Origin of the sequence: Haloferax prahovense DSM 18310 (assembly GCF_000336815.1) — an archaeon.
GTDB lineage: Archaea > Halobacteriota > Halobacteria > Halobacteriales > Haloferacaceae > Haloferax > Haloferax prahovense.
This window is the reverse complement of sequence record NZ_AOLG01000029.1, coordinates 88,262-111,093: the sequence shown is the minus strand read 5'-3', so window position 1 is coordinate 111,093 and position 22,832 is coordinate 88,262. Positions and strand designations below refer to the sequence as shown.

Genomic DNA, 22,832 nt, shown 5'->3' with positions numbered 1-22,832 from the left:
TCGATAGATGCGGCAGTTGCTCTGGTGGCTCATTGGTGGGTCTCGTGGAGGCCGAAATCGGCTTCGTATCCTCCGCGCACTCAACGACCAGCCACGAAACACCAATCAATTGTCGAATGATCTAGATTTGAACTACAAAACAGTGCAGCACCATCTCGAAGTCCTCGAGGAGAGCAATATCGTGACCACGGAGGGTGACAATTACGGGCAGATGTACTTCCTCTCAGACAGAATAATGAACAACCTCGACATCATGGAAGACGTGGCGGAACAGGCCGGAGTTGATGATGATTCGTAACTGGATCAAGAGTCCACTTGGAACGACAGTAGCGAGTGCGACCGCCGCGAGTGGTATCGCACTCTTAGTCGCACTATTCACATCAGTTCCCTCCCATGGCCCTCCGTCGAGGGCGCTGTCCTCCCAGATTGAACTGCTCATTCGGATGGAGGTTTTCTTTACAACCCTGAACCTCGTGTTACTGGTGGCACTCGCAGTCATCTACGTGCAGCTTTATCGCGATCTCCCGAACAAGTACACAGCAAGCCTGCTTGTGCTAAGCCTCGCGCTGCTCCTATACGCGGGTACGTCAAATCCAGTAGTACACAACGTCTTCGGCTTCCGCCCTCGCCCAAATATCGGCGCCTTCGTGTTTCTCCCGGACTTCTTCATCGGACTTGCCATCCTAGTTCTCCTCTATCAGAGCCAGACCTGAGTTCGCATCAATTTTTCAGAGGTCTGAGGTGGCTTTCATAGACTGATTTCGTTCACCGATTAGACGGACTCTTTAGCCTCTCCAGATATCTCCTGATATGGGTGTGACGCGTGAGTCACGCCGGACTGTCTTCCGTCGAATTGCTCGCCAACCGACTATCAAGTGGCCAGTCTATACTTCAAGCCCGCTGTATGACCGCGCTTCACTTGCCGGATTGGAGTCAGATATTCACGCCGTCGCAGGAGCTTGGTTCGATCACATCCACCACGAGTCAGTTGAGAAGTTCGTTTGCTCACTTCCGCTAGCGTATTTTCAGTTCAACGTACACGACCGCTACGTGGGACCAACTCGCTACGAGATTGACACACTATTTCGGTTATTCGTCCTGAAGGGACTCCACGGTTGGGAGCACGAGACCGCACTCTGCGAGTACCTCGAAAGCCATCTCGAACTCTGTGAATGTCTTGGGCTGGGTGCCGTTCCCGACCAATCGACACTCTGGCGTAGTTGGCACACGCGCTTCAACGATGAGCTTCGCGAGACGGTCCAGAAAGCGGCTCGAACGATTCTCATCAAAGCGCAGAACGCCGATGTCACCGTCCCCCGCGAACCGGAGCAGATCCTCCCGGCTCGTTGCGGTGACGTGGACGAATCGGTTCCAGACGACCGAGCCATTCTGGACAACGCCGATGAAGTCACCGAGCACGTCAGCCGTGTCGTGTTCCCTGCGTTCTCGCTCAATCGTGGCGAGGGCTGTGAGGTCCACGAGCACGCTTTCTGGGACCTACAGACGTATCTCGGACTGCGCGAGCGGCTGGCTGCAAACGAGGGTGCTCGCAGTTTTGTCCACGAGTCAACGCGGGAGCGGACACCACTCGGACACGCCCACCGCGACCACATTCGTGATCTCTCTATCGAGCAGATTCGAGCGATGTACCGGCAGGCGATTCGACGACTCATTGATGAAGTCGCAGAGACGGAGACGTTCTTCCGGGCAGGGATCGTCGCTATCGACATCACCGAGGCTGCTCCCTTCACCGGCGACCGGACCGGCCACGAGGACGAGATCATCGGGACGAAAGAACAGACCGACGAGTACGCCTATCAGTGGGCGACCGTCCAGCTGGTCGGGAACGCTGTCCCACTCGTCCTCGATGCCCGCCCGGTACGGAAAGGCGAGTCACGACTAGAAATCGTCGAGGACTTGCTGGATTCGGCTAAAGAGCTCGTTCACGTCGATAACGTACTGATGGACCGGGAGTTCGATAGTCAGCACGTTCTGGAGATGATCAGCCAGCGCGGACTCTCCTACGTCGTTCCGAAACGGATGCAGACGAGCGAGAAAGCCCAAGCCGAACGGTTGCTCCAGCGCGATCAAGACCGATACGAGACCGACCGGAAGCTCCACCTTGGCAAGAACGAGTGGCACGAGACGACGCTAATCTACCGTCGGAAAGAGAACTCCGAGCATGACGACCACCGACAGTACTCGGTGTTCATGTCCAACCGGGGCGGTGGATTCCTCCGCGAGTATGGCTATCGGTGGGAGATTGAGAGTGGCTACAGGTCGATCAAGCGGTTCATGGCCGCGACGACGTCGACGGATTTCGGATTACGGTTCTTCTACTTCGCGTTTGCCTGTTTGTTGTACTCGATTTGGCGAGCGGTCGATCTACTCGTCCAAGTCGAACTGACCGGTGAATACGAACGATCACCGATGGTGACTGCCGATAATACGCTCACGCTGTTGAAGAAGGAGACCGGAATCGGGTAGGGCGGTACTTTGTCCGGGGCCAGTATGGATTCCTGAGTGGCAACGCTGTCGGGATTCTTGGAAATTCACAGGTCTAGTTGGTAGTACAACACGAGAAGACCATCGAGAGAAGATCTGGAGTAGATTCGCCTCAAAAAATCGCCCGAAACCACGCATTACAGCCCCGCTAAACCCGGTGTAGTCTCAACTTCCAATCGTGCGATAAGCCAGAGAGGACCAACGTATTTCTGTACAAGAACGGCCCGATGAGGGTCCAGAACGGCCAAACTGTTCAACGGCGAACGCCTCACGGAGTCGGTCTTCGTCCTCGGGGAGAGGTTCGTCTCGATATCTCGAACTTGTCGTCGGACAATCCCGCTCTGATTCGCGCCATCTGTGCGCGGGACAGGAGGAACAACGCGGAGTCGCCGGGGTCGACCGTGTTCGCGACCTCTTCGATGAACGCGTCGTCGATACCGATATCGGTGAACTTCACGCCGAGCGCGCCCACGCCGACGAGGCTCTGGGCCTGTTTGACTTCGAGACGTCCGAACGGCCCGACTTCAGACGGAGGGACCATAGATAGTATATCCGGCTAGCTAAAATCTTCAATTTGATAATTTTAGTTTCGCCAGTAGTGTTGATTGTTCAAACTACTATATTAAATATGGTATTTTGTATTTCGAAAATACAAGTTTGGAGTGCTGTATTGGCATAGTAGAGCAAAGCCCGGTCTTCACTACAGATGATAGTGTTTCCTAGTAGCATTAGCTACAATGTCTCTCGTCCGTCTGCGATAATATTTACACGGTACACTCCGGTTTTATACGATATTATTATATCCGTACCCAGACAGTCTGAATCGCCTGATTATCGGTGGTGAAACCGAATTCGGCAGGGAAATGACATCGAAGGGAACCACAGGGAAGGTTGCGGCGGACAGGGAGGCGAACAGCAGGTGACGCAGAGACCACGGATAACGCGACAGCAGGCCAACACGCTCCTTCTGACGCTCGTGACGGTGATTTCGCTCGTCGCGTGGGTTCCGGTCGGCGCATCGGCGGTCGCGAATGGCGCGGATATCTCGTATACGAACCTCTCGGTGACGCCGACGACGCTCTACGAGGGAAGCGCCGTCACCGTGAACGTCACCGTCGAGAACGGCGGCGGGACACAACAGTCGTACAACACGACGCTCACCGTCGACGGCGACGTCGCGGCGTACCAAACCGGGACCCTCAGCGCGGGCGCGACCGAACAGGTCACGTTCACGAAGACGCTCTGGGGGGCGGGGACCTACGACGTCGCCGCCGGGGGACTCGCCGCGCAGACCGTGACCGTCGAGGAGGCCAACGCGAAGTTCCACGGCGGACCGGGCAACCTCGGCTACTACCCGAATCAGACGGGGCCGCTCACGGAACCCGTGGAGGCGTGGAACATCACCGACATGACTCCGCAGGTGATGCAGCCGACCATCGTGGGCGACACGCTTTACACCGCCTTTCACGACGGCGGCAGTCTTTACGCGTTAGACCCCGAAACGGGCGAGGAGAAGTGGAACGCGACGCCCGGCGGCGCTTCGGGGTCGACGTGGACCACGCCCGCGTACGCAAACGGCGTGCTCTACCTCGGAAGCAACGACTACAAGCTACACGCGATAAACGCAACTGACGGCACCGAAATCTGGAGCTACGAGACGCAGACGAACGTCCGGTCGGCCTCCGCGGTCGTCGACGGCGTCGTCTACTTCGGAAGCAACGACGGGAACCTGACCGCGGTGGACGCCGAGACCGGCGAAGAACTCTGGTACTACACGATGTACCAACCGGTGCTGGTGGAGTCGAACCCCGCGGTCGTCGACGGCACCGTCTACGTGTCGGGTAACGACGATAACTTGACCGCGCTGAACGCCACCACCGGGGCGAAAATCTGGAACTACACGCTCCTCGACGAGAGCCAGTCGGACCCGACGGTCGCGAACGACACGGTGTTCGTCGGGAGCGATAGCACGGCGGGCCCAACCGGCGGAACCGGGAGAGTGTACGCGATAAACGCGACCGACGGCACCGAGCGCTGGAACTACTCAATGCCGGGGGACGTGGATTCGAGTCAGGTGTACGCCGACGGCGTCGTCTACGCCGGGAGCCGCGGCGGCGAGCTCGTCGCGCTCGACGCCGACGACGGAAGCAGACTCTGGAACGCGTCGGGGAGCGGTTTCCGCGGCGCGCCGGTCGTCGCGGGCGACGTGCTCTACATCTCGGATTTCGGTAACGACACCGTCCACGCGTTCAACGCGACCGACGGCACCGAGCGCTGGTCGTACGACTCGCCGGTGAGCACCCTCTATCCGACGCCGCTCGCGTGGAACGGCTACCTCTACTACGGCAGCAGCAGCCAGTTCCACGCGCTCGCGGAACCGGCACCGGCCGTCTCGGCGGTCGCCGCGACGAACCCTTCGGGACAGAACCTCTCGGTGTCGTTCGACTCGTCGCAGCGCCTGACGAACATCTCCGTCTCTGTCTCGGGACCGAGTTCGACGACGTTCACCGAGGGCGACTTCTCGGAGTCGGGAACCGACCCGTACACGTACGCGCTCGCGTCGCCGTACGAGACCGGAACCGACGGCACGTACACCGCCACGGTCCGCACCGCCGAGAACGCTGACGAGCAAGACGGGGCCGGAAACGCGTCCGACAGCGTCACTATCGATACGGTCGCGCCCGCCGTCGACGCGGGCGAGGACGCGACCGTCGACGAGGACGTCGCGCTCGATTTCAACGCGACGGCGACCGACGCCGTCGGCGTCACGAGCACGTCGTGGGACTTCGGCGACGGCTCCGCGAACGAGACGGGCGAGAACGCGACTCACACCTTCGCCGACCCCGGAACGTACACGGCGACGTTCACCGCCGCCGACGCCGCGGGGAACGAGGAGACCGACTCGCTGGTCGTCACCGTCAACGACACGACCGCACCCGCCGCCGACGCCGGGGTGAATCAGACGGTCGACGAGGACACCGCCGTCAGTTTCGACGGCTCGGCCTCCACCGACAACGGAGCAATCGACGCCTACGAGTGGGACTTCGGCGATGGCTCCGCGAACGTCACGGGCGAGGACGTGACCCACGCGTTCGCCGACCCCGGAACGTACACCGTCAGCCTGACCGTGACCGACGGCGGCGACAACGCCGATTCCGACTCGCTCGTCGTCACGGTCGACGACACGACCGCACCCGCCGCCGACGCCGGGGTGAACCAGACGGTCGACGAGGACACCGCCGTCGAGTTCAACGCGAGCGGGTCGGTCGACGCTTCGGCAATCGACTCGTACGAGTGGGACTTCGGCGACGGCTCCGCGAACGCCACGGGCGAGAACGCGACCCACACCTTCGCCGACCCCGGGACCTACACCGTCGTCCTGAACGTGACCGACACCGTCGGGAACACCGCGTTCGACACGCTCACCGTGACGGTCGACGACACGACTTCGCCGACGGCCTCCGTCGGAACGAACCAGACGGCCGACGAGGACACCGCCGTCAGTTTCGACGGCTCGGCCTCGGCGGATAACGGGGCAATCGCCACCTACGAGTGGGACTTCGGCGACGGCTCCGCGAACGCGACGGGGGCGACTCCGAACCACACGTTCGCCGACCCCGGAACGTACGCCGTGGTGCTGACTGTGACCGACGGCGGCGACAACGCCGATTCCGATTCGCTGGTCGTCACCGTCAACGACACGACCGCACCCGCCGCCGACGCCGGCGGCAACAAGTCGGTCACGCGGGGCGACGCGGTCGAGTTCGACGCCAGCGGCTCCACCGACAAGGGAGCAATCGACGCCTACGAGTGGGACTTCGGCGACGGGTCGAACTCGACGAACGCCTCCGAGACGCACAGCTACGACTCGACCGGGACCTACACCGTCACGCTGACCGTGACCGACGCCGCCGGCAACGTCGGGTCGGACACGGCGACCGTGACCGTGAACGCCGAATCGTCGTCCTCGTCATCATCGTCGTCCTCGTCTTCGTCCTCGTCGTCGACATCGGAGTCCTCCGAGGCGACTGGCGGTGACTCAGAGGTCGTCGTCGACACGAAGGGCGAAGGCACGAGTAAGCGGTCGAACGTGTCGGTCAGAAACGTCGACACGAGCCGCGCCGTCGTCATCGCGCTGGAACCGGTCGCGAACGACACCGAGACCGGGGCGGTCGAGAACGGAACGACCGGGACCGACGCAACCAACGACTCCGCCGAAGCAGCGGACGGGTCGGCCTCGCCCGCCGCCGAAAACATCTCGGTCGCACAGCTCTCGATGAACGTGAACAGCGGCGAGGACTTCACGCTGAACGTCACGACGTACGAGGCGGCCGACGACGAGGCCACGGGCGAGCGCTTCCAGCGCGAGACGGGCGCGACCTCGGCGGGCTACGTCGTGGTCAACCACTCGATACACGATGACGACATCGAGGACGTGACGTTCACCTTCAGCGTGCGAAAGCGCTACTTCGAGACGACGGGTATCAGCCCGGATTCGGTCGCGCTCTACCGCGACGAGCACACGCAGTGGCGCAAGCTCGACGCAAGCCTCGTCGAGGAGTCCGAGACGCACTACGTCTTCGAGGCGACCTCGCCGGGCCTGTCGCTGTTTACCATCGGCTCGACCGTCCCCGTCTTCGAGACGACCGCCGCCGAAGTCACCGAGACGAGCGTGTCGGTCGGTCAAGCGGTCGAAATCGCGGTCGACGTGTCGAACATCGGCGGCGCGGGCGGAGTCCACGCGCTCGATTTACTGGCCGACGGCGAGCGCGTCGCCGGCGGGACCGTCGAACTCGGCGCGTTCCAGAACGGGACGGCCACGCTCAGCTACGCCTTCGACGAGCCCGGGACGTACGAACTCGCGGTCGGCGAACAGGTCGTCGGCAGCATCACCGTCGAAGAGCCGCAAGCGGCTCAGACGGCGGCGTCGGTCGACGGGGCGGACGACGACGCCGACGATAGGTCCGGAGACGGCGACAGCGCCAGGTGGGCGATTGCCGTCGTCGTCGCCGTCCTGTTGGCCGCCGGACTGGGCGTCGCCTACCGGCGGCGGGCGCGCGACGAGTAGCCGCGGAGCGGTCCACTCTTTTCGACGGGTCGTCCACAGAGTTATTAGATAGTATACATTATTGGGCGTATGGAAAACCATAGCCCTCCAGGCGAACTGTCGTGGCGACGGCGGTACACCCTCGCCGGCGGCCTCGTCGCGGCGGCGTTCGTCTCGTGGAGCTATCTCGACGGACGGTCGGCGATGTCCCTCACCGCGGTGTTCTTCGCCGGGCTCGTCGTCGGCGCGCTGGCGAAGCGGCGGCACGGGACGGCGACCGGCGTCGGTGTTCGGACGGGACTCGTCGGTGGCCTTCCCATCCTCTGGGTACTGTTCGACGTGCTTGCGTTCGCGACCGGACTGTCCGGTCCGACGTGGTTCGTCGTCGCCGGCTGGTTGATGGTGCTCGGCGGGGTCGTCGCCGTCGGCCTGCTCGGGTTCGGCCTGTCCGCGCTCCTCGGCGCAGCGGGCGCGAGGGTCGGCGCGGCGCTGACGACGTCCGACCCGCCGTCACCGACGGCGACGAACGAGTGACCGCGCCGGCGAGCGCGAACCCGTAACCGCCCCGAATCCGTACGAGAAGATAGTCCGGGAGTGAATCCGGCGTCAGCGCTGCCCGCGGACGGCTTCGACCGAGGCGAAAAAGCCGAAGTACGCGACGACGCCCGCACCCATACAGAGGTAGAACGCCCACTGTGGGCCGTCGAGCACGTCGAACAGGACCGAAACGACCGTCACCCACACGAGGGCGAACAGCAGGTCGGTCAGCATTCCCGAGCGGTGTTCGCGCACGTGGGTGCGAATCGTCTCCGCGAGGCTCATCGGCGGGTCACCCCGTCGGGAGCCCCGAGTGGCGTGGTCGTCCTCGCGTGGGTGGTGTCGTACATCGGTTACGCTTCTGCTTCCGCTTCCTTTTCGTGGACGTCGACGACGAGCACCGGAAGTCGGGTCCGCCGCAGGACGCGTTCGGTCACGCTTCCGAGGACGACCCGGGAGAGCCCGGAGCGGCCGTGAGAGCCCATCACGACGAGGTCGATGTCGTTGTCCTCGACGAACTTCCTGATGGCTCGCGCCGGTTCGCCCGCAACGACGTGTTCGCGGACGGCCAGTCCGTGCTCGGTTGCGGCGTCGGCGACGTACCCCGTCGCCTTGTCGGCCGCCTCCTTCACTTCGGGCATGTCGTCGAGGCGGCCCTGTCGGATGCGGTCGACCTGCTCCGTTCCCAGCGAATAGCTGGTGGCGTCCACGTCGACGACGTACAGCGCGTGGACTGTCGCCCCGTACTTCGACGCGATGTCGACCGCCTGTTCGACGGCGTACTCCGCCGCGTCGCTTCCGTCAGTCGGAATGAGGATATGTTCGTACATTGGTTAGTCGTCCGCGGGGGACTGCCCTCCGTCTGCGCTCATGACCACGTCTTCTGCGGACTGTTGCTGACCCATCGGTTCGGGGCTGTGACACTGCCGAACCATCTTCTTGATTCGCTCCGGCGGTTCGTCCGTCGCCATCGAGACGGCGATGGTGATGACGAACACCAGCGGCGTGCCGACGAGCGCCGCGCCGATGGCCGGCACGAACTCGGCGAAGGCGTCGCTGAAGTGGAAGATGAGGTCGTTGACCACCGCGGCGACCCAGAGCGCGAGGCCGACGCTCATACCGGCGAGGGCGCCCTGACGATTGGTGTTCTCCCACCAGAGGCCGAGGAAGAACATCGGGAACAGCACGATGGCCGCGAGCGAGAACGCGAGCGCGACCAGTTCGCCGACGAGCGCGGGCGGGTCGAACGCGGTTATCGTCACGATGATACCGAGCGCGACGATGGTCGCGCGACCGACGAACACCTGCTGGCGCTGGGTCGCGTCGGGGTTGATGATGTTCGTGTAGATGTCGTGGGAGACGGCGGACGAGGCGGTGATGAACAGCCCCGCCGTCGTCGCGATGGCGGCGGCGATACCCCCGGCCGCCACGAGGCCAACGAACCACGTCGGCAGGTTCGAAAGCTGCGCCGCGAGCACCACGATGAGGTCGCCCTCACCGCCGCTCATGCCGCCGTTGGCCGCGAACGTCGGGCCGTACTGGGAGGCGTCGTAGAGGTCGACACCGAAGGCCGCCAGCGCCGGGGCGCTCCAGTACAAAAGCAGGATGAAAAACAGCCCCCAAACGGTCGACTGACGCGCCGTCTTCTCGTTTTCGACGGTGTAGAACCGCACCAGCACGTGCGGGAGCCCGCAGGTCCCGAAGATGAGCGAGAACGCCGTGGCGATCCAGAGGTAGAACCCCGCGTTAGCGAACGGTTCGGAGAACTCGGCCGACAACTCGCCGATGAGCTGGCCGTATTCGATTTGCGGGAGGACGGTCGAGTAGCCGCCGGTGAACCCGACGACGTAGACGGCCGTCAGGAACGCGACGATGAGGATGACGTACTGGACGGCCATGTTCTTGGTCGCACCCATCATGCCGGAGATAGTCAGGTAGCCGACCGTAATCGCCATCATGACGACGACCATCGTGACGTAGTCGGTCCCGAAGACGTACAGTCCGACGAGGCCCATCCCGCGGGCCTGTCCGACCGAGTAGACGAACCCGATGAGGATGGTCGTCAGCGCGCCGATCGCCCGCGCCGTATCGGAGTTGAATCGGTCGCCGACGAAGTCGGGCGCCGTGTACTTCCCGAACCGACGCATCTGCGCGGCCAGGAAGATGAGGAGGACGAAGTACCCGGCCGTCCAGCCGATGATGAACGCGAGCCCGTAGAAGCCCGCGAGGGCGACCAATCCCGCTAATCCGAGGTACGACGCCGCCGACATCCAGTTCGCGCCGATTGCCATCCCGTTTTCGACGTTTCCGATGGACCGGCCGGCGACCCACATGCCCTCCGTGTCGGCGACCTTGAACACGTAGCCGATGGCGAGAAACAGGGCCAACATCCCGACGACCATGATGGCCGGCACGAGTTTGAACGAGATGTTGAGCGCCTCGGGGAGCAGGTCGCCCGACTGGAGGAACACGCTCGCAGTCATTCGACGCTCCCTCCGTCGGTGACGGCGGCCTCGCTCTCACTCTTCGAGCGCGACTTCGAGGCCGCGTGGTCGATGCCGTACCGCCTGTCGAGTTGGTCGCGCTTGCGGGAATAGACGAACGCGAGGACGAGTGAGCTGGTCGGCGACAACACGGCGACGAGGAAGTAGTGCGCCGGGAAGCCGATGACCGGAAGCTCCGCGGTCATCGTCGCCGGTGCGAAGTAGGTGAGCACCGGCGGTCCGAACGTGAGGAGCGCCCACGCGATGAATCCGGCCCAGATTATTTTCAGGTGGTCTCGCATGAACGGGGTGCTCGGTTTCAGCAGGTTCACCTCCCTCGACAGGTAGTCTACCTCGTCGTGTTCGGGAGCTGTGCTCCGGTCGGTGCTCGTGGTGTGTGAGTCAATTTCTGACTCGGTTGATTCGCGTGACATAGATCGGTTGGTCGTCTCGTAGTTACGCTCAATACGGGCGGCCGAAGGCGGCCGCTCAGTCGCTCTGTGCGCGGACTTTCGCTTCTATCTCCCCGACGATTTCGGGGTTCCGGAGCGTCGAGGTGTTACCCAGTTCCGCGCCGTTCGCCACGTCTTCGAGGAGGCGGCGCATGATTTTGCCCGAGCGCGTCTTCGGCAGTTCGGGCGTGAACACGACCTGTTCGGGTCTGGCGATGGGTCCGATGGCGTCCTCGACGCCCTCGATGATGCGCGCGCGGAGGTCTTCCCCCTCCTCGTACCCGTCTTCGGTGATGACGTAGGCGTAGACGGCCTCGCCTTTCACCTCGTGGTCGCCGCCGACGACCGCGGCCTCGGCGACACCTTCGACGCCGACGATGGCCGACTCGATTTCCATCGTCCCGAGGCGGTGGCCCGAGACGTTGATGACGTCGTCAACGCGCCCGAGTACGGTGATGTAGCCGTCGTCGTCCACTTTCGCGCCGTCTTCGGGGAAGTAGACCCAGTCGTCGGGGTCGTCGCTGTCGGTGTCGGAGTACTCCTCCCAGTATTCGGAGATGTAGCGCTCGTCGTTCTTGTAGAGCGTCCGGAGCATCCCCGGCCACGGCTTGTTCACCGTGAGATAGCCCGCCCGTCCGGGTTTCACTTCGTCGCCGTTGGTGTCGACGATTTGGGCGTCGATGCCCGGGAGCGGCGGCCCGGCGGACCCGGGTTTCATGTTTTTGACGCCCGGCAGGGTCGTTATCATCATGCCGCCGGTCTCGGTCTGCCACCACGTGTCCACGACCGGGCAGTCCTCGTTGCCGATGTGTTCGTAGTACCACTTCCACGCCCNAGGGTCGTTATCATCATGCCGCCGGTCTCGGTCTGCCACCACGTGTCCACGACCGGGCAGTCCTCGTTGCCGATGTGTTCGTAGTACCACTTCCACGCCCGCGGGTTGATGGGTTCGCCCACGGTGCCGAGCAAGCGGAGACTCGACAGGTCCCGCGACGCTGGGTACTTGCTGCCCCACTTCATGAACGCGCGAATCGCCGTCGGCGCGGTGTAGAAGATGTCGACGGCGTACTTCTCGACGATGTCCCACATCCGGTCGCGGTTGGGGAAGTCGGGCGTCCCCTCGTACATCACCGTCGTCGAACCGAGCGCGAGCGGCCCGTAGACGATGTAGGAGTGACCCGTAATCCAGCCGATGTCGGCCGAACACCAGTACGTGTCCTCCTTCTCGATGTCGAGCACGGCGTGGGAGGTCCACGCCGCGTAGGAGNCCCGTAATCCAGCCGATGTCGGCCGAACACCAGTACGTGTCCTCCTTCTCGATGTCGAGCACGGCGTGGGAGGTCCACGCCGCGTAGGAGAGATACCCGCCGGTGGTGTGTTTGACACCCTTCGGCTGTCCCGTCGTCCCCGAAGTGTACATCAGGAACAGCATGTCCTCGGCGTCGCGTTCGACGGGCTCGACGCGCTCGCCGCCCTGTTCGTCGAGGAGGTCGTCCCAGTCGTGCTGATTACCCTTCAGGTCGTGGCCGAAGCCGTCGTCGCCGAGGCGGTCGACGACGACCGTGGCGTCGACACCGTGGTCGACGCTGTCGAGTCCTTCGTTGGTTTTGTCGAGGTGGTCGAGCGGGTCGCCGCGGCGGTAGTAACCGTCGCAGGTGACGAGAAACCGAGAGTCCGCGGCGTTCATCCGCGTCGCCAGCGCCTCGGCGGAGAAGCCGGCGAAGACGACGTTGTGTGGTGCGCCGATGCGGGCGCACGCGAGCATTGCGATGGGCAGTTCGGGAACCATCGGCATGTAGAGCGTGACCACATCGTCTTCCTCGACGCCGAGGTCGCGGAGCGCCGCCGCGAACTCGTTCACCTCGCGGTAGAGGTCCTGGTACGTGTACGTTCGCGTCTCGCCGTGTTCGCCCTCCCACTTGATGGCGACGCGGTTCTTGGCCCCGTTTTCGACGTGGCGGTCCACGCAGTTGTGACAGGCGTTCAGTTCGCCGCCGGTGAACCACTCGTAGAACGGCGGGTTCGAATCGTCCAACACCTCGTCGTACGCTTCGTCCCAATCGAGCATCTCGGCGGCCCGCTCCCAGCACTCGGGCCAGTTCTCCTCGAACTCATCGTAGATGCCGGCGTCCGAGACGTTCGCTTGCGCGACGAACTCCTCGGAGGGTTCGAACTCGTCTTGTTCTTCCAGCCGTGCCTCCAGTTCGGTGTCACCCTGTGCCATATGTCGTGTTAACGAGTCTCCACAAGGGGCATAAGTAGGGTAACTAATTATCGAAAATTAACATCACGATTATGGATAACAGTCTAAATTCGGTACAATAGGCCTCGAAAAGGAATACAGACGGGATGAACTACTATCAAAATATATTAATAATTCGTCAATCAATAATGAACGTTCGTGTGCCAACTGGTCGCACGCCTAAGGGTTTAGGGTCGAAGCGTGTTCGTCGCTGTCGTCGTCGAAGAACGCAGTCATGAGTTTCTGCTGTGCGGTTCGGAGGTGCTGGTGGAGCGTCGGCGACGAGATGTCTATCGAATCGGCGAGGTCTTCGGCGGTACTACCGCGGGGCCACTCGAAGTACCCGGCGAGATAGGCCGCTCGCAGGACGGACTGTTGCTTGTCTGTGAGTCGCGCCACGAGCGACTCCCGAAAGTCGGCGGTGTTTCGCGTGGGCCGTTCGACCTCCTGTTTCGAGACGAGTTCGGTGGTGGGATACGCGTCGGTCAGGTCGGACATCACGTCTCGGAGCGGCGCTTCGTTCGAAAATTCGCCGACCAGACGGGCCACGCCGTCCTCCGCGACGAACCGCGAGACGGTTCCGTCGTAGGACGTGAGCGTCGTAATCGTCGACCCCGCGGAGAGCGCGACTTCGAGGAGTGACTCCGTTCCCCGGTCGCGGATCAGGCGGATGTGTTCGACTGCTGGCGTCGTTTGCAACTCGTCGAACACCGCGTCCGTCGTCGCCCCCCGAACGGTGAGAAAGCACAGCAGCGACCGCTCCTCGATAGGAACGACGCCGCGGAGCCGAACCGAACAACCGAGGTCCGCGGAGAGTCCGACGAGCACGTCCTGTTCGTCCGATGATTCGAACTCCAGTTGAACGACCGTGTCGGCGAGGAGTAGCTTCCGACGCTCCGCGGCGGCGATAGCCTGCCCGATGTGGCGGCCCAGCGTCACCAGTACGTCCGTCTCGGCGTCGGAGGCCGCTTCCTCAGCGAGCGCGACGTAGAGCGCGCCGTAGGCGGTTTCGCCGTGTACCAGCGGAACGACAGCGAGGTGGCCGCTCTCGGAGTTCGGCGGCAGGTCGATGCGCACGGTCTGCACGGCACCGGTATCGCACGCGCGTCGAGCGAAGTCCGCGTCTCGACTGGCGAGTGACCGCCGGACCGCTTCGAGCGATTCCTCGTCGAATCCGGCGACGGTGAGTTCCGCTCGCGCATCGGTTTCGTCCGACGTTATCCAAGCGAAACGGTAGTGGCTCGAATCCGCGAGTCCGTCACAGACGGCCTGTTCGACCTCGCCTCGCGTGTTCACCCCCGAGAGTGCCGACCCGACGCTTCGGACGGTCTCGACGACCTGACGCACTCGGTCGGAGTCGCCGCCCGCGGGACGCCCGCCGCTGTCGACGGCGTCCGGCGAGAGCGCATCGAGCACCTCGTCTTCGCTCGGTTCGTCGAGGAGCGGCGCGAGACTCTCGATTCGGTCCCACCCGCCGATTCGCATGACGACGCTCGGCGGGACGCCGTCACCGAGCATCGTTCGGGCGAAGTGCCGACGCAGGTCGCGAGTCGAAACGTCCGCCAACCCATCGCGGCCGGTTCGTTCGGCGGCCCGCGTTCCGACCGACGCCACGAGCATCTGCAGACGCCGCGGCGTGACCGGAAGCACCCGTTCAGTCTCGCCGATGTCTGTCGTCGTGACGTACTTGCGGACGTCGTGTTCGACCTCGTTCGGCAGGTACGCCTCCCGACCGTCGGTCGGAACGACGAGGAAGTAGTGCTCCGTTCCCCGGTGTCGCCGCTGGGTCACGTGTGCGGGTTCGAACTGACTCATCTCGGCCGGTGTGAGCCCGACTTCCGCACCGAGTCGAAGCACGAGGTCCTCGCGGTACGTCTCGGTCGACCGTCGCAGTTGCTCGTACCCACCCGCGGACAACGGCGTCGGCTCGGGGTCTCCGCCCGGCATTCGTTTCGGAATAATATCGAAGAGCGAACTAAATCTTCCGGTGAAAGGAAGACAGCTACGCAGAGAAGTCAGGGAGCAGGAAAGACCACCGCTCATCAGGGCAGAAACAAAATTTCGCGGAGACAATATTATCCGAAACGTCGTCAGCTGTCTCGGACGATGGATTCGAGCTCGCCGACGATTTCCGGGTTCTGAAGCGCGGACGTGTCGCCGAACTCCTCGCCGTTGGTGATATTCTCGAGAAACCGGCGCATGATCTTCCCGGACCGCGTCTTCGGGAGGTCGGGCGTGAAGACGACGGCGTCCGGAGTGGCAATCGGACCGATGCGCTCGCGGACGTGGGAGCCGATTCGCTCGCGGAGGTCGTCGCCCCCGGAGACGCCCGTCTCCAGCGTGACGTACGCGTGGATACCGCCCGTGTCGGCGTCGTCGACGCTGACGACCGCGGCCTCGACGACGCCCTCGACGTCGACGATGGCCGACTCGATTTCCATCGTCCCGAGGCGGTGACCCGAGACGTTGATAACGTCGTCAACGCGCCCGAGCACGGTGACGTAGCCGTCGTCGTCCACTTTCGCGCCGTCCCCGGTGAAGTAGTGCCACCCGTCCACGTCGAACATCGCCGCCTCCTCACCCCACCGCTGGCCGTGTCGCAGCGCGAGCGGCATGCCGGGCCACGGGCGTGTGAGAACGAGATACCCGGCCTCGTTCGCAGGGACTTCCTCGCCGCGGCCGTCGACGACCCGAGCGCCGACGCCCGGGAGCGGCGGCCCGGCGGTGCCGGGCTTCATGTTCTTGACGCCCGGGAGGGTCGTTATCATCATGCCGCCGGTCTCGGTCTGCCACCACGTGTCGACGATGGGGCAGTTCTCGTTGCCGATGTGTTCGTAGTACCACTTCCACGCCCGCGGGTTGATGGGTTCGCCGACGGTTCCGAGCAGGCGCAAACTCGACAGGTCCCGCGACTGGGGGAGCGACGTATCCCACTTCATGAACGACCGAATCGCCGTCGGAGCCGTGTAGAACACGTCGACGGCGTTCTCTTCGATGAGGTCCCAGATGCGGTCCTTCTCCGGGTAGTTCGGCGTTCCCTCGTACATGACTGTCGTCGTCCCGAGCGCCAGCGGCCCGTAGACGACGTACGAGTGGCCGCTAATCCAGCCGATGTTCGCCGTACAGAGATACGTGTCCTCCGGCTTGAGGTCCAACACCGCCTGCGACGTCCACGCGACGTGGGCGAGGTAGCCGCCGGTGACGTGTTCGACTCGTTTCGGTTCGCCTGTGGTCCCCGACGTGTGGATGAGAAACAGCACGTCGTCGGCCGCCCGCTGGACCGGGTCGACCTCCGCGCCGGCGTGGGCGTCGACCAGTTCGTCGTAGGTGTGCTGTCCCGCTCCGAGGTGTGCGGTCTCGCCGAGGTGCTCGACGACGACCATCTCCTCGAGGTCGTGGGCGGCCTTGAGACGGGCGTCGTCGGCCTTGCTCTTCAGGAAGATGGCGCTCCCTCTCCGGTAGTAGCCGTCGCAGGTGACGAGGAACGCCGAGTCCGCGCTCTCCAGTCGCGTCGCCAACGCGTCCGCCGACAGTCCCGCGAAGACGACGTTGTGGGGTGCGCCGATGCGGGCACAGGCTAGCATGGCGATGGGCAGTTCGGGAATCATCGGCATGTACAGCGTGACCACGTCGTCCTCCTCGACGCCTTGCGCGCGGAGCGCCGCCGCGAACTCGTTGACTTCGCGGTAGAGGTCCTGATACGTGTACGTTCGCGTCTCGCCGAGGTGACTCTCCCATTTGATGGCGACGCGGTTCTTGGCCCCGGCTTCGACGTGCCGGTCGAGACAGTTGTAGCAGGCGTTCAACGTCCCCCCGGCGAACCACTCGAACGGGGGTTCGTCGGCCGGAAGGACCGACTCGTAGGGGTCGAACCAGTCGATCGTCGCCGCCGCTCGCTCCCAGCAGTCGGGCCAGTTCTCCTCGAACTCGTCGTAGACGGAGTCGTCGGTAACGGTGGCCTGTTCGACGAACGACGCCGGAGGCGGTATCTCCTCGTCTTCGGCCATCCTCGTTTCGAAGTCCGGCCCACGACGGTTCGACATACAGGAGTTACGTCGGCCTCATCGCATTAAAACGTTCGTCGGGGTGTGCGACTCGGGCGACCGATGGCGTCCGCCAAGCTTCTTGTGTCAGCCAGTCCCAGCCCACGTATGCCACATCCGACCGCGTTCTCCCGGCCCATCGGGAGCGAGCGCGTCGCGGGAACCCGCGAGTCCGTCATCCGGGAGATGACCCGCGAGGCGCACGAACACGACGCCATCAACCTCTCACAGGGCATTCCCGACGAGGACGAGACGCCGGCGAGGGTGAAGGAGGCCGCCAAAGACGCGATCGACACGTCGAGCCAGTACACCATCACGTGGGGGCTCCCGGAACTCCGCGAGGCGGTCTCGGAGCGCTACGCCGACTGGAAGGGCGTCCGCTACGACCCGGAGACGGAGGTCACAATCACCACCGGGACGAGCGAGGCGGTGGTCTCGACGCTTCTCGCGCTCTGCGACCCCGGCGACGGCGTCATCTACTTCGAGCCGACCTACGAGAGCTACATCCCGGCCGTCCAGTTCGCCGAGGGAGAGCCGATGCCGCTCGACATCACCGACGGCCTCGAACTCGACGCCGACGCGCTGTGGGACGCCGCCGAGAACGCGTCTATGCTGATTCTCAACCACCCGCACAATCCGACGGGGAACGTCTTTTCGCCCGCCGAGCTCGAACTCGTCGCGGAGGTCGCCGACGCGGAGGACCTCGTCGTCGTCACCGACGAGATATACGAGCACATCGTCTACGCCGACGACTACGTCAGCCCCGTCGAAATCGACGGGCTCGCGGGCCGGACCGTCGTCTGCACGGGCCTGTCGAAGACGTACTCCGTGACGGGCTGGCGCGTCGGGTTCGCGCTCGCGCCCGAGCCGCTGTCGGCCGAACTCCGGAAGGTCCACGACTACACGAGCATCTGCGCGCCGACGCCGTTCCAGCGGGCGGGGGTGGAGGCGCTGTCGCTCCCGGCGGACTACTACGACGACCTCTCGGACTCGTACGAACGCCGCGGCGAACTGCTGTACGACGGCCTCCGGGAGGTCGGCCTCGATCCCGTGAAACCGGACGGCGCGTACTACATGCTGACGCGCTACCCGGGCGACGCCGACGACACCGAGTTCGCGCACCGACTCGTCCGCGAGGCCGGCGTCGCGGTCGTCCCCGGGAGCAGTTTCTACACCGAGGGGTCCGCTGACTGGGTCCGGTTTACCTTCTCCCGCAACGAGGCGACCATCGAGGAGGCGCTGCGACGGCTCGACGAGAACCGCTTCTGGTAATCCGGTCGTCCCGGCTCGCGGTCCGCAGGGCAGCGGTTAGACGTCATCAGACGACGCCGAACTCGACTCCAGAACCGAGTCCTCCGCGCGTTCGACGCCCCGAATCACGAACCGCGCGCCGGCGTCCGCGGCGTCCTCGTATCCGACCGACCAGTCGTGGGCGTCGGCGATGGTTCGGACGATTGCGAGGCCGAAGCCGGTGCCGTCGACTGCGGTCGTGAACCCCGACTCGAAGAGCTTCGGGCGGTCCTCCGGCGGGACGCCGGGGCCGTCGTCTTCGACGTAGAAGCCGTCCCGAGTCGCGCCGACGGTGACGGTCACGCCGTCGCCGGCGTGCTCGACGGAATTTCGAAACAGGTTCTCGAAAAGCTGGAGGAGCCGAGTCCGGTCCGCCGCGAACGATGCGCTTTCGGCCACCTCGAGCGCGGCCGATTTAGTGTCGACGTTCGCCCACGCCTCGGTCGCGACGGCGTCGAGCGAGACCGTCTCGCGCTCGTCGACCGTGCCGCCGCGGGCGAGCGCGAGCACGTCGGTGATAATCTCGCCCATGCGCTCGTGGGCCGCCTCGATTCGCTCGACGTGGTCCGGGTCGGGACGCTCCGCCTCCTTCACCAGTTCGAGGTAGCCCTCCGCCACGTTCAGCGGGTTTCGCAGGTCGTGCGAGACGACGTTCGCGAACGTTTCGAGCTGCTGTTCGTGCTTGCGCCGGTCAGTTACGTCGTGGGCGTTGACGACGACGCCGCTGACAACGGGATCGTCGAGGAGGTTCCGACACCGGACGCTGAAGACGCGCCACCCGCGGGTCGAACTACGGAACCGGAGTTCGGCGGTGGCGTCCTCGTCGGGGCGCGCCAGCGCCTCCCGGAACGTCTCGATGGCGGCATCCTCGTCGTCGGGGTGGAGGAACCGGGCCAGCGACCGAACCTCACTCGGGTCCTCGTCGGTGCCGAGCGTCTGGGCGGCCGAGTCGCTCAGATAGCTGACCGAGCCGTCGGCGTCAAGGACGAAGATGAGGTCGGAGGCGTTCTCCGTGAGCGCGCGGAACCACCGCTCGCGGACGCGGCGCTCGGTGATGTCGTGGAGGATGTGCAGATGGCCGCGAACCGCGTCCCGGCCGTCGGTCACGGCCGACCTGTCGACCTCGAAGTAGCGCGCCTCGTCGTTGTCGTCGACGACCCGGAGCTCCCCGCCGGTTTCGAGGGCCTCGGCGGCCACCGCGTCGAACACGTCGGCCACGGGGGCCCCCAGCGACGAGGGCTCCACGTCGAAAAGCGCCCTCGCCGACGGGTTGGTGTCGGCCAGCCGGCCCTTTCGGTCGACGACGATGACGGGGTCGGCCATCCGCTCGATGACGAGGTCCCGCGCGATGGGGCTGATGTCGAGGATTCGGTACCGCGAGAGCCCGATGGCGAGCAGCGACGACGTGGCAGCGAACGAGATGGCGATGGGGTTCGCGGGCGAAAACGGCGTCCAGAGATACACCGCCCCGACGATGGGGGGAACGAGAACCGCGACGAACAGGAGGAGCGCTTGTTTTCGGTATATCTGTCGGCTCCGCAGGCAGTGGATGCCGAGGACGACGAGCGCGGCCCCGACCGCGGCGAAGTTGTAGACCGTGTCCACCCAGAACACCGGTCCGTGAACGGTCTCGGCCGTCGTGATTCCGCCGGTGGTCGAAAACGACAGCGACTCCCACAGCAGCGTGTGGACCCCGAGCGCGTTCGTCGCCGCACCCACGACGGCCAGCGTGGGCCACACGGCGAACAGCGCGGCGGTCCGACGGGAGACCCACCGCTCGTAGCCCGCGATTTCGAGGGCGAAAAACAGGGTGAAAAAGACCGCCGCCTCCGCGGGTATCAAGACGAGAACGTACCACAGGAGGCGGACGGACACCGAGTCGGCGAGGAGGTAAAACGCCTCGAACAGCGACCAGCCGCCGGCGCTCAGAGCGAGGGCGATGAACCACCGCCCGCTCGGCTCGTCTCGGTACCGCCAGCCGTAGCTCGCGACCCCGGCGGAAATTGCGGTCGCGAGGAGAAGCGCACCCACGTACGGTGACAGCGAGAGAGGCACTACACTCGAGTACCCGGGTCGGCCACTTAGAAACTCTGGCAGACGGCCGGCCGTGAGTCGCCCTAACGAAGGGTTTGACGGTCCAAAGTCTCTTAACTGACCGGTCAGTAAGCCGGGACAGAAGATGGACGCAGAGACCAGGGCCGAGATACTCGAAGCGACCAACCGGGCGCTCTGCGAACACGGGTACGCCGGCCTGACGGTGCAGCGAATCGCGGAGGAATCGTCGGTGACGAGCGCCGCGATTCACTACCACTTCGACACGAAAGAGGAGCTCCTCAACGCCTTCCTCGACGACCGAATCGAGCGATTCGAGTCGAAGTTGTCGTGCGGCGCGTCCGACCCGCGGAAGCGGCTCGACGCGGTTCTCGACGCGGTGTTCAACCCCGAGGACCCCGACGTCGACGGCTTCCCCGTGGCGCTCATGGAACTGAAGGCGCAAGCGCCCTACCACGAGCTGTTCCGCGAGCGCTTCCTCGACCTCGACGACGTGATGCGCGGAACCGTCGCCGACATCGTCCGCGACGGCGTCGAAACAGGAGCGTTCGACGAGGCCGACCCGGCGGAAATCGCGCGGCTCGTCACGACCATGAGCAACGGCGCGCACGCCCGCGCCGTCGCGCTCGACGAACACCCCGCTGAGACCCGGCGGGTCGTCGAAGACGCCCTCGAACTCCACCTCGGCTGGACGCCGGGTGCGGAGGTGGAGCGATGAGTCTGTTCAAGGGACAAGAGGAACTCAACCTCACCGAGGGCGGCATCGTCAAGCCGCTTCTCTACCTGTCGCTCCCCATCGTCGTCACGAACCTGCTCCAGACGGCGTACAACCTCGCGGACACGTTCTGGCTCGGCCAGTACTCGACGGAGGCGCTCGCGGCCATCTCGTTCGCCTTCCCGATGGTGTTCCTCCTCATCTCGCTCGGGATGGGGCTGTCCGTCGCCGGGAGCGTCCTCGTCGCCCAGCACACCGGGGCCGAGGAGACGGACAAAGCCGAGTACGCGGCCTCCCAGACCGTCACGTTCGCGTTCCTCGGGTCCGCGATGCTCGGCGCGCTCGGCTACCCGCTCGTCCGCCCGTTCCTCGATTTCCTCGGGGCCTCGCCGGACGTGCTGCCGGGCGCGACGGCCTACATGCAGGTCATCGCGCTCGGTCTGCCGTTCATGTTCGGCTTCTTCGTGTTCATCTCGCTGATGCGCGGGGCGGGCGACACCATCACGCCGATGCTCGTGATGTTCGGGACTGTCGTCCTCAACGTCGTCCTCGACCCGTTTTTCATCAACGGGTGGGCGCTGGGGCCGGTTCAGTTCCCCGAACTCGGGATTCAGGGCGCGGCCATCGCCACCGTCATCTCGCGGGTCCTCGCGATGGTCGTCGGCATCGCCATCATGGTGTCGGGCACCAGAGGCATCCAGATTCACCTCACGGACATGCGACCGGACTTCCGGTACCTGCGGAAGATTCTCCGCATCGGCATCCCCGCCAGCATCGAGGGGACGGGTCGCGCGCTCTCCATCAACGCGCTTCTCATCGTCGTCGGCCTGTTTTCGACCTCCGTCGTCGCGGCGTTCGGTATCGGCACCCGCGTGTTCTCGGTCATCTTCCTCCCGGCTATCGCCGTCGCCCGCGGCGTCGAGACGATGTCCGGTCAGAACATCGGCGCGGGGAAGTACGACCGAGCGGAGCAGGCGAACTACGTCGCGGCCAAGGGATTGTTCTTCGTCCTCGGCCTGCTCGGACTGGCCATCTTCCTCGTTCCTGAGCCCATCGTCTCGGTGTTCACCACCGACGCGGCGGTCCTCGACGTGGGCGCACAGTTCCTGCGGTACGTCTCGCTGTCGTTCGGCTTCATCGGTATCATGCGGGCGTTCACCGGCGGCTTCCGTGGTGCGGGCAAGACGCTCATCGCCGCGGTGATATCGGTCGTCACGCTCGCCGGCATCCGCCTTCCGGTCGCCTTCGTCGCGTCGCAGGGACTCCTGCCGACGGACTTCTGGTTCCTCGGAAGCACCGACGTTCGGGGCATCTGGATCGCGTTCTTCGTCTCGAACGTCGCGGGCGCGTTCATCGCGTGGCTCTGGTTCCGCCAGGGGACGTGGCGCGAGGGCGACGTGCGCGGGACACCGGCCGGCGGCGAGTTGGAGACCGACGACGTGGAGCTATCGAGCGGGATGGACTGA

The 22,832-nt window shown here is 64.4% G+C and carries 16 protein-coding genes and 1 pseudogene; 8 read left to right on the top strand and 9 right to left on the bottom strand.

Annotated elements, in window-relative coordinates:
- The first annotated feature begins 7 nt into the window (after nt 1-7).
- The 3 genes from C457_RS09930 (at nt 8) to C457_RS09920 (ending at nt 2,487) form a co-directional block, all read left to right on the top strand.
- Nucleotides 8-298, top strand: coding sequence for an ArsR/SmtB family transcription factor (locus tag C457_RS09930; RefSeq protein ID WP_049913482.1), 291 nt, complete (start codon nt 8-10; stop codon nt 296-298).
- A 184-nt stretch (nt 299-482) separates the two neighbouring features.
- Entirely contained in the window at nt 483-713 is a 231-nt protein-coding gene (locus C457_RS09925; protein WP_229722635.1) for a hypothetical protein, read from the top strand.
- 97 nt (nt 714-810) lie between these two features.
- The gene (locus C457_RS09920; protein WP_049913481.1) at nt 811-2,487 is read left to right on the top strand and encodes a transposase; all 1,677 of its coding nucleotides are present in this window, start codon (nt 811-813) and stop codon (nt 2,485-2,487) included.
- Nucleotides 2,488-2,773: 286 nt separating this feature from the next.
- Here the strand turns inward: C457_RS09920 and C457_RS19500 are convergent, their stop codons facing one another.
- Complete coding sequence (locus C457_RS19500; RefSeq protein WP_008094201.1) at nt 2,774-3,046, bottom strand: DUF1269 domain-containing protein; 273 nt, start codon at nt 3,044-3,046, stop codon at nt 2,774-2,776.
- A 378-nt stretch (nt 3,047-3,424) separates the two neighbouring features.
- Between C457_RS19500 and C457_RS09910 the strand changes: the two genes are divergently transcribed.
- Together C457_RS09910 and C457_RS09905 are read left to right on the top strand one after the other, a co-directional pair.
- Nucleotides 3,425-7,573: a PKD domain-containing protein gene (locus C457_RS09910; protein ID WP_008094199.1), complete on the top strand. Its 4,149-nt coding sequence runs from the start codon at nt 3,425-3,427 to the stop codon at nt 7,571-7,573.
- Nucleotides 7,574-7,642: 69 nt separating this feature from the next.
- Nucleotides 7,643-8,086: a DUF5518 domain-containing protein gene (locus C457_RS09905; protein ID WP_008094197.1), complete on the top strand. Its 444-nt coding sequence runs from the start codon at nt 7,643-7,645 to the stop codon at nt 8,084-8,086.
- A gap of 72 nt (nt 8,087-8,158) precedes the next feature.
- On the opposite strand, the gene C457_RS09900 is transcribed toward C457_RS09905, so the two are convergent.
- The 7 genes and pseudogenes from C457_RS09900 to acs all read right to left on the bottom strand — a co-directional run bounded on the left by C457_RS09900 (nt 8,159) and on the right by acs (nt 17,273).
- Entirely contained in the window at nt 8,159-8,374 is a 216-nt protein-coding gene (locus C457_RS09900; protein ID WP_008094195.1) for a hypothetical protein, read from the bottom strand.
- Between the two features lie 68 nt (nt 8,375-8,442).
- Nucleotides 8,443-8,919, bottom strand: coding sequence for a universal stress protein (locus tag C457_RS09895; protein ID WP_008094193.1), 477 nt, complete (start codon nt 8,917-8,919; stop codon nt 8,443-8,445).
- A 3-nt stretch (nt 8,920-8,922) separates the two neighbouring features.
- Complete coding sequence (locus tag C457_RS09890; RefSeq protein WP_008094190.1) at nt 8,923-10,572, bottom strand: VC_2705 family sodium/solute symporter; 1,650 nt, start codon at nt 10,570-10,572, stop codon at nt 8,923-8,925.
- Nucleotides 10,569-11,006 (bottom strand): DUF4212 domain-containing protein, encoded by a 438-nt coding sequence (locus tag C457_RS09885; protein ID WP_008094189.1) that lies wholly within the window; start codon nt 11,004-11,006, stop codon nt 10,569-10,571. Before C457_RS09885 ends, C457_RS09890 begins: the two co-directional genes overlap by 4 nt.
- Nucleotides 11,007-11,061: 55 nt before the next feature.
- A pseudogene (locus tag C457_RS09880) lies at nt 11,062-13,248 on the bottom strand (AMP-binding protein).
- Between the two features lie 198 nt (nt 13,249-13,446).
- A complete protein-coding gene (locus tag C457_RS09875; protein ID WP_008094185.1) occupies nt 13,447-15,213 on the bottom strand; it encodes a bacterio-opsin activator domain-containing protein in 1,767 nt (588 codons plus the stop codon).
- Between the two features lie 143 nt (nt 15,214-15,356).
- Nucleotides 15,357-17,273, bottom strand: a complete 1,917-nt coding sequence (gene acs, locus C457_RS09870) for an acetate--CoA ligase (protein ID WP_008094184.1) — start codon at nt 17,271-17,273, stop codon at nt 15,357-15,359.
- Nucleotides 17,274-17,417: 144 nt separating this feature from the next.
- On the opposite strand from acs, the gene C457_RS09865 reads away from it, so the two are divergent.
- On the top strand, nt 17,418-18,581 hold the full coding sequence (locus C457_RS09865) for a pyridoxal phosphate-dependent aminotransferase (protein WP_008094182.1): 1,164 nt from the start codon (nt 17,418-17,420) through the stop codon (nt 18,579-18,581).
- A gap of 36 nt (nt 18,582-18,617) precedes the next feature.
- On the opposite strand, the gene C457_RS09860 is transcribed toward C457_RS09865, so the two are convergent.
- Complete coding sequence (locus C457_RS09860) at nt 18,618-20,630, bottom strand: sensor histidine kinase (protein ID WP_008094180.1); 2,013 nt, start codon at nt 20,628-20,630, stop codon at nt 18,618-18,620.
- Between the two features lie 148 nt (nt 20,631-20,778).
- Here C457_RS09860 and C457_RS09855 point away from each other — a divergent pair, with 148 nt between their 5' ends.
- The gene (locus C457_RS09855; RefSeq protein WP_008094178.1) at nt 20,779-21,369 is read left to right on the top strand and encodes a TetR/AcrR family transcriptional regulator; all 591 of its coding nucleotides are present in this window, start codon (nt 20,779-20,781) and stop codon (nt 21,367-21,369) included.
- Complete coding sequence (locus tag C457_RS09850) at nt 21,366-22,832, top strand: MATE family efflux transporter (protein WP_008094176.1); 1,467 nt, start codon at nt 21,366-21,368, stop codon at nt 22,830-22,832. The genes C457_RS09855 and C457_RS09850 overlap by 4 nt, the downstream gene beginning before the upstream one ends.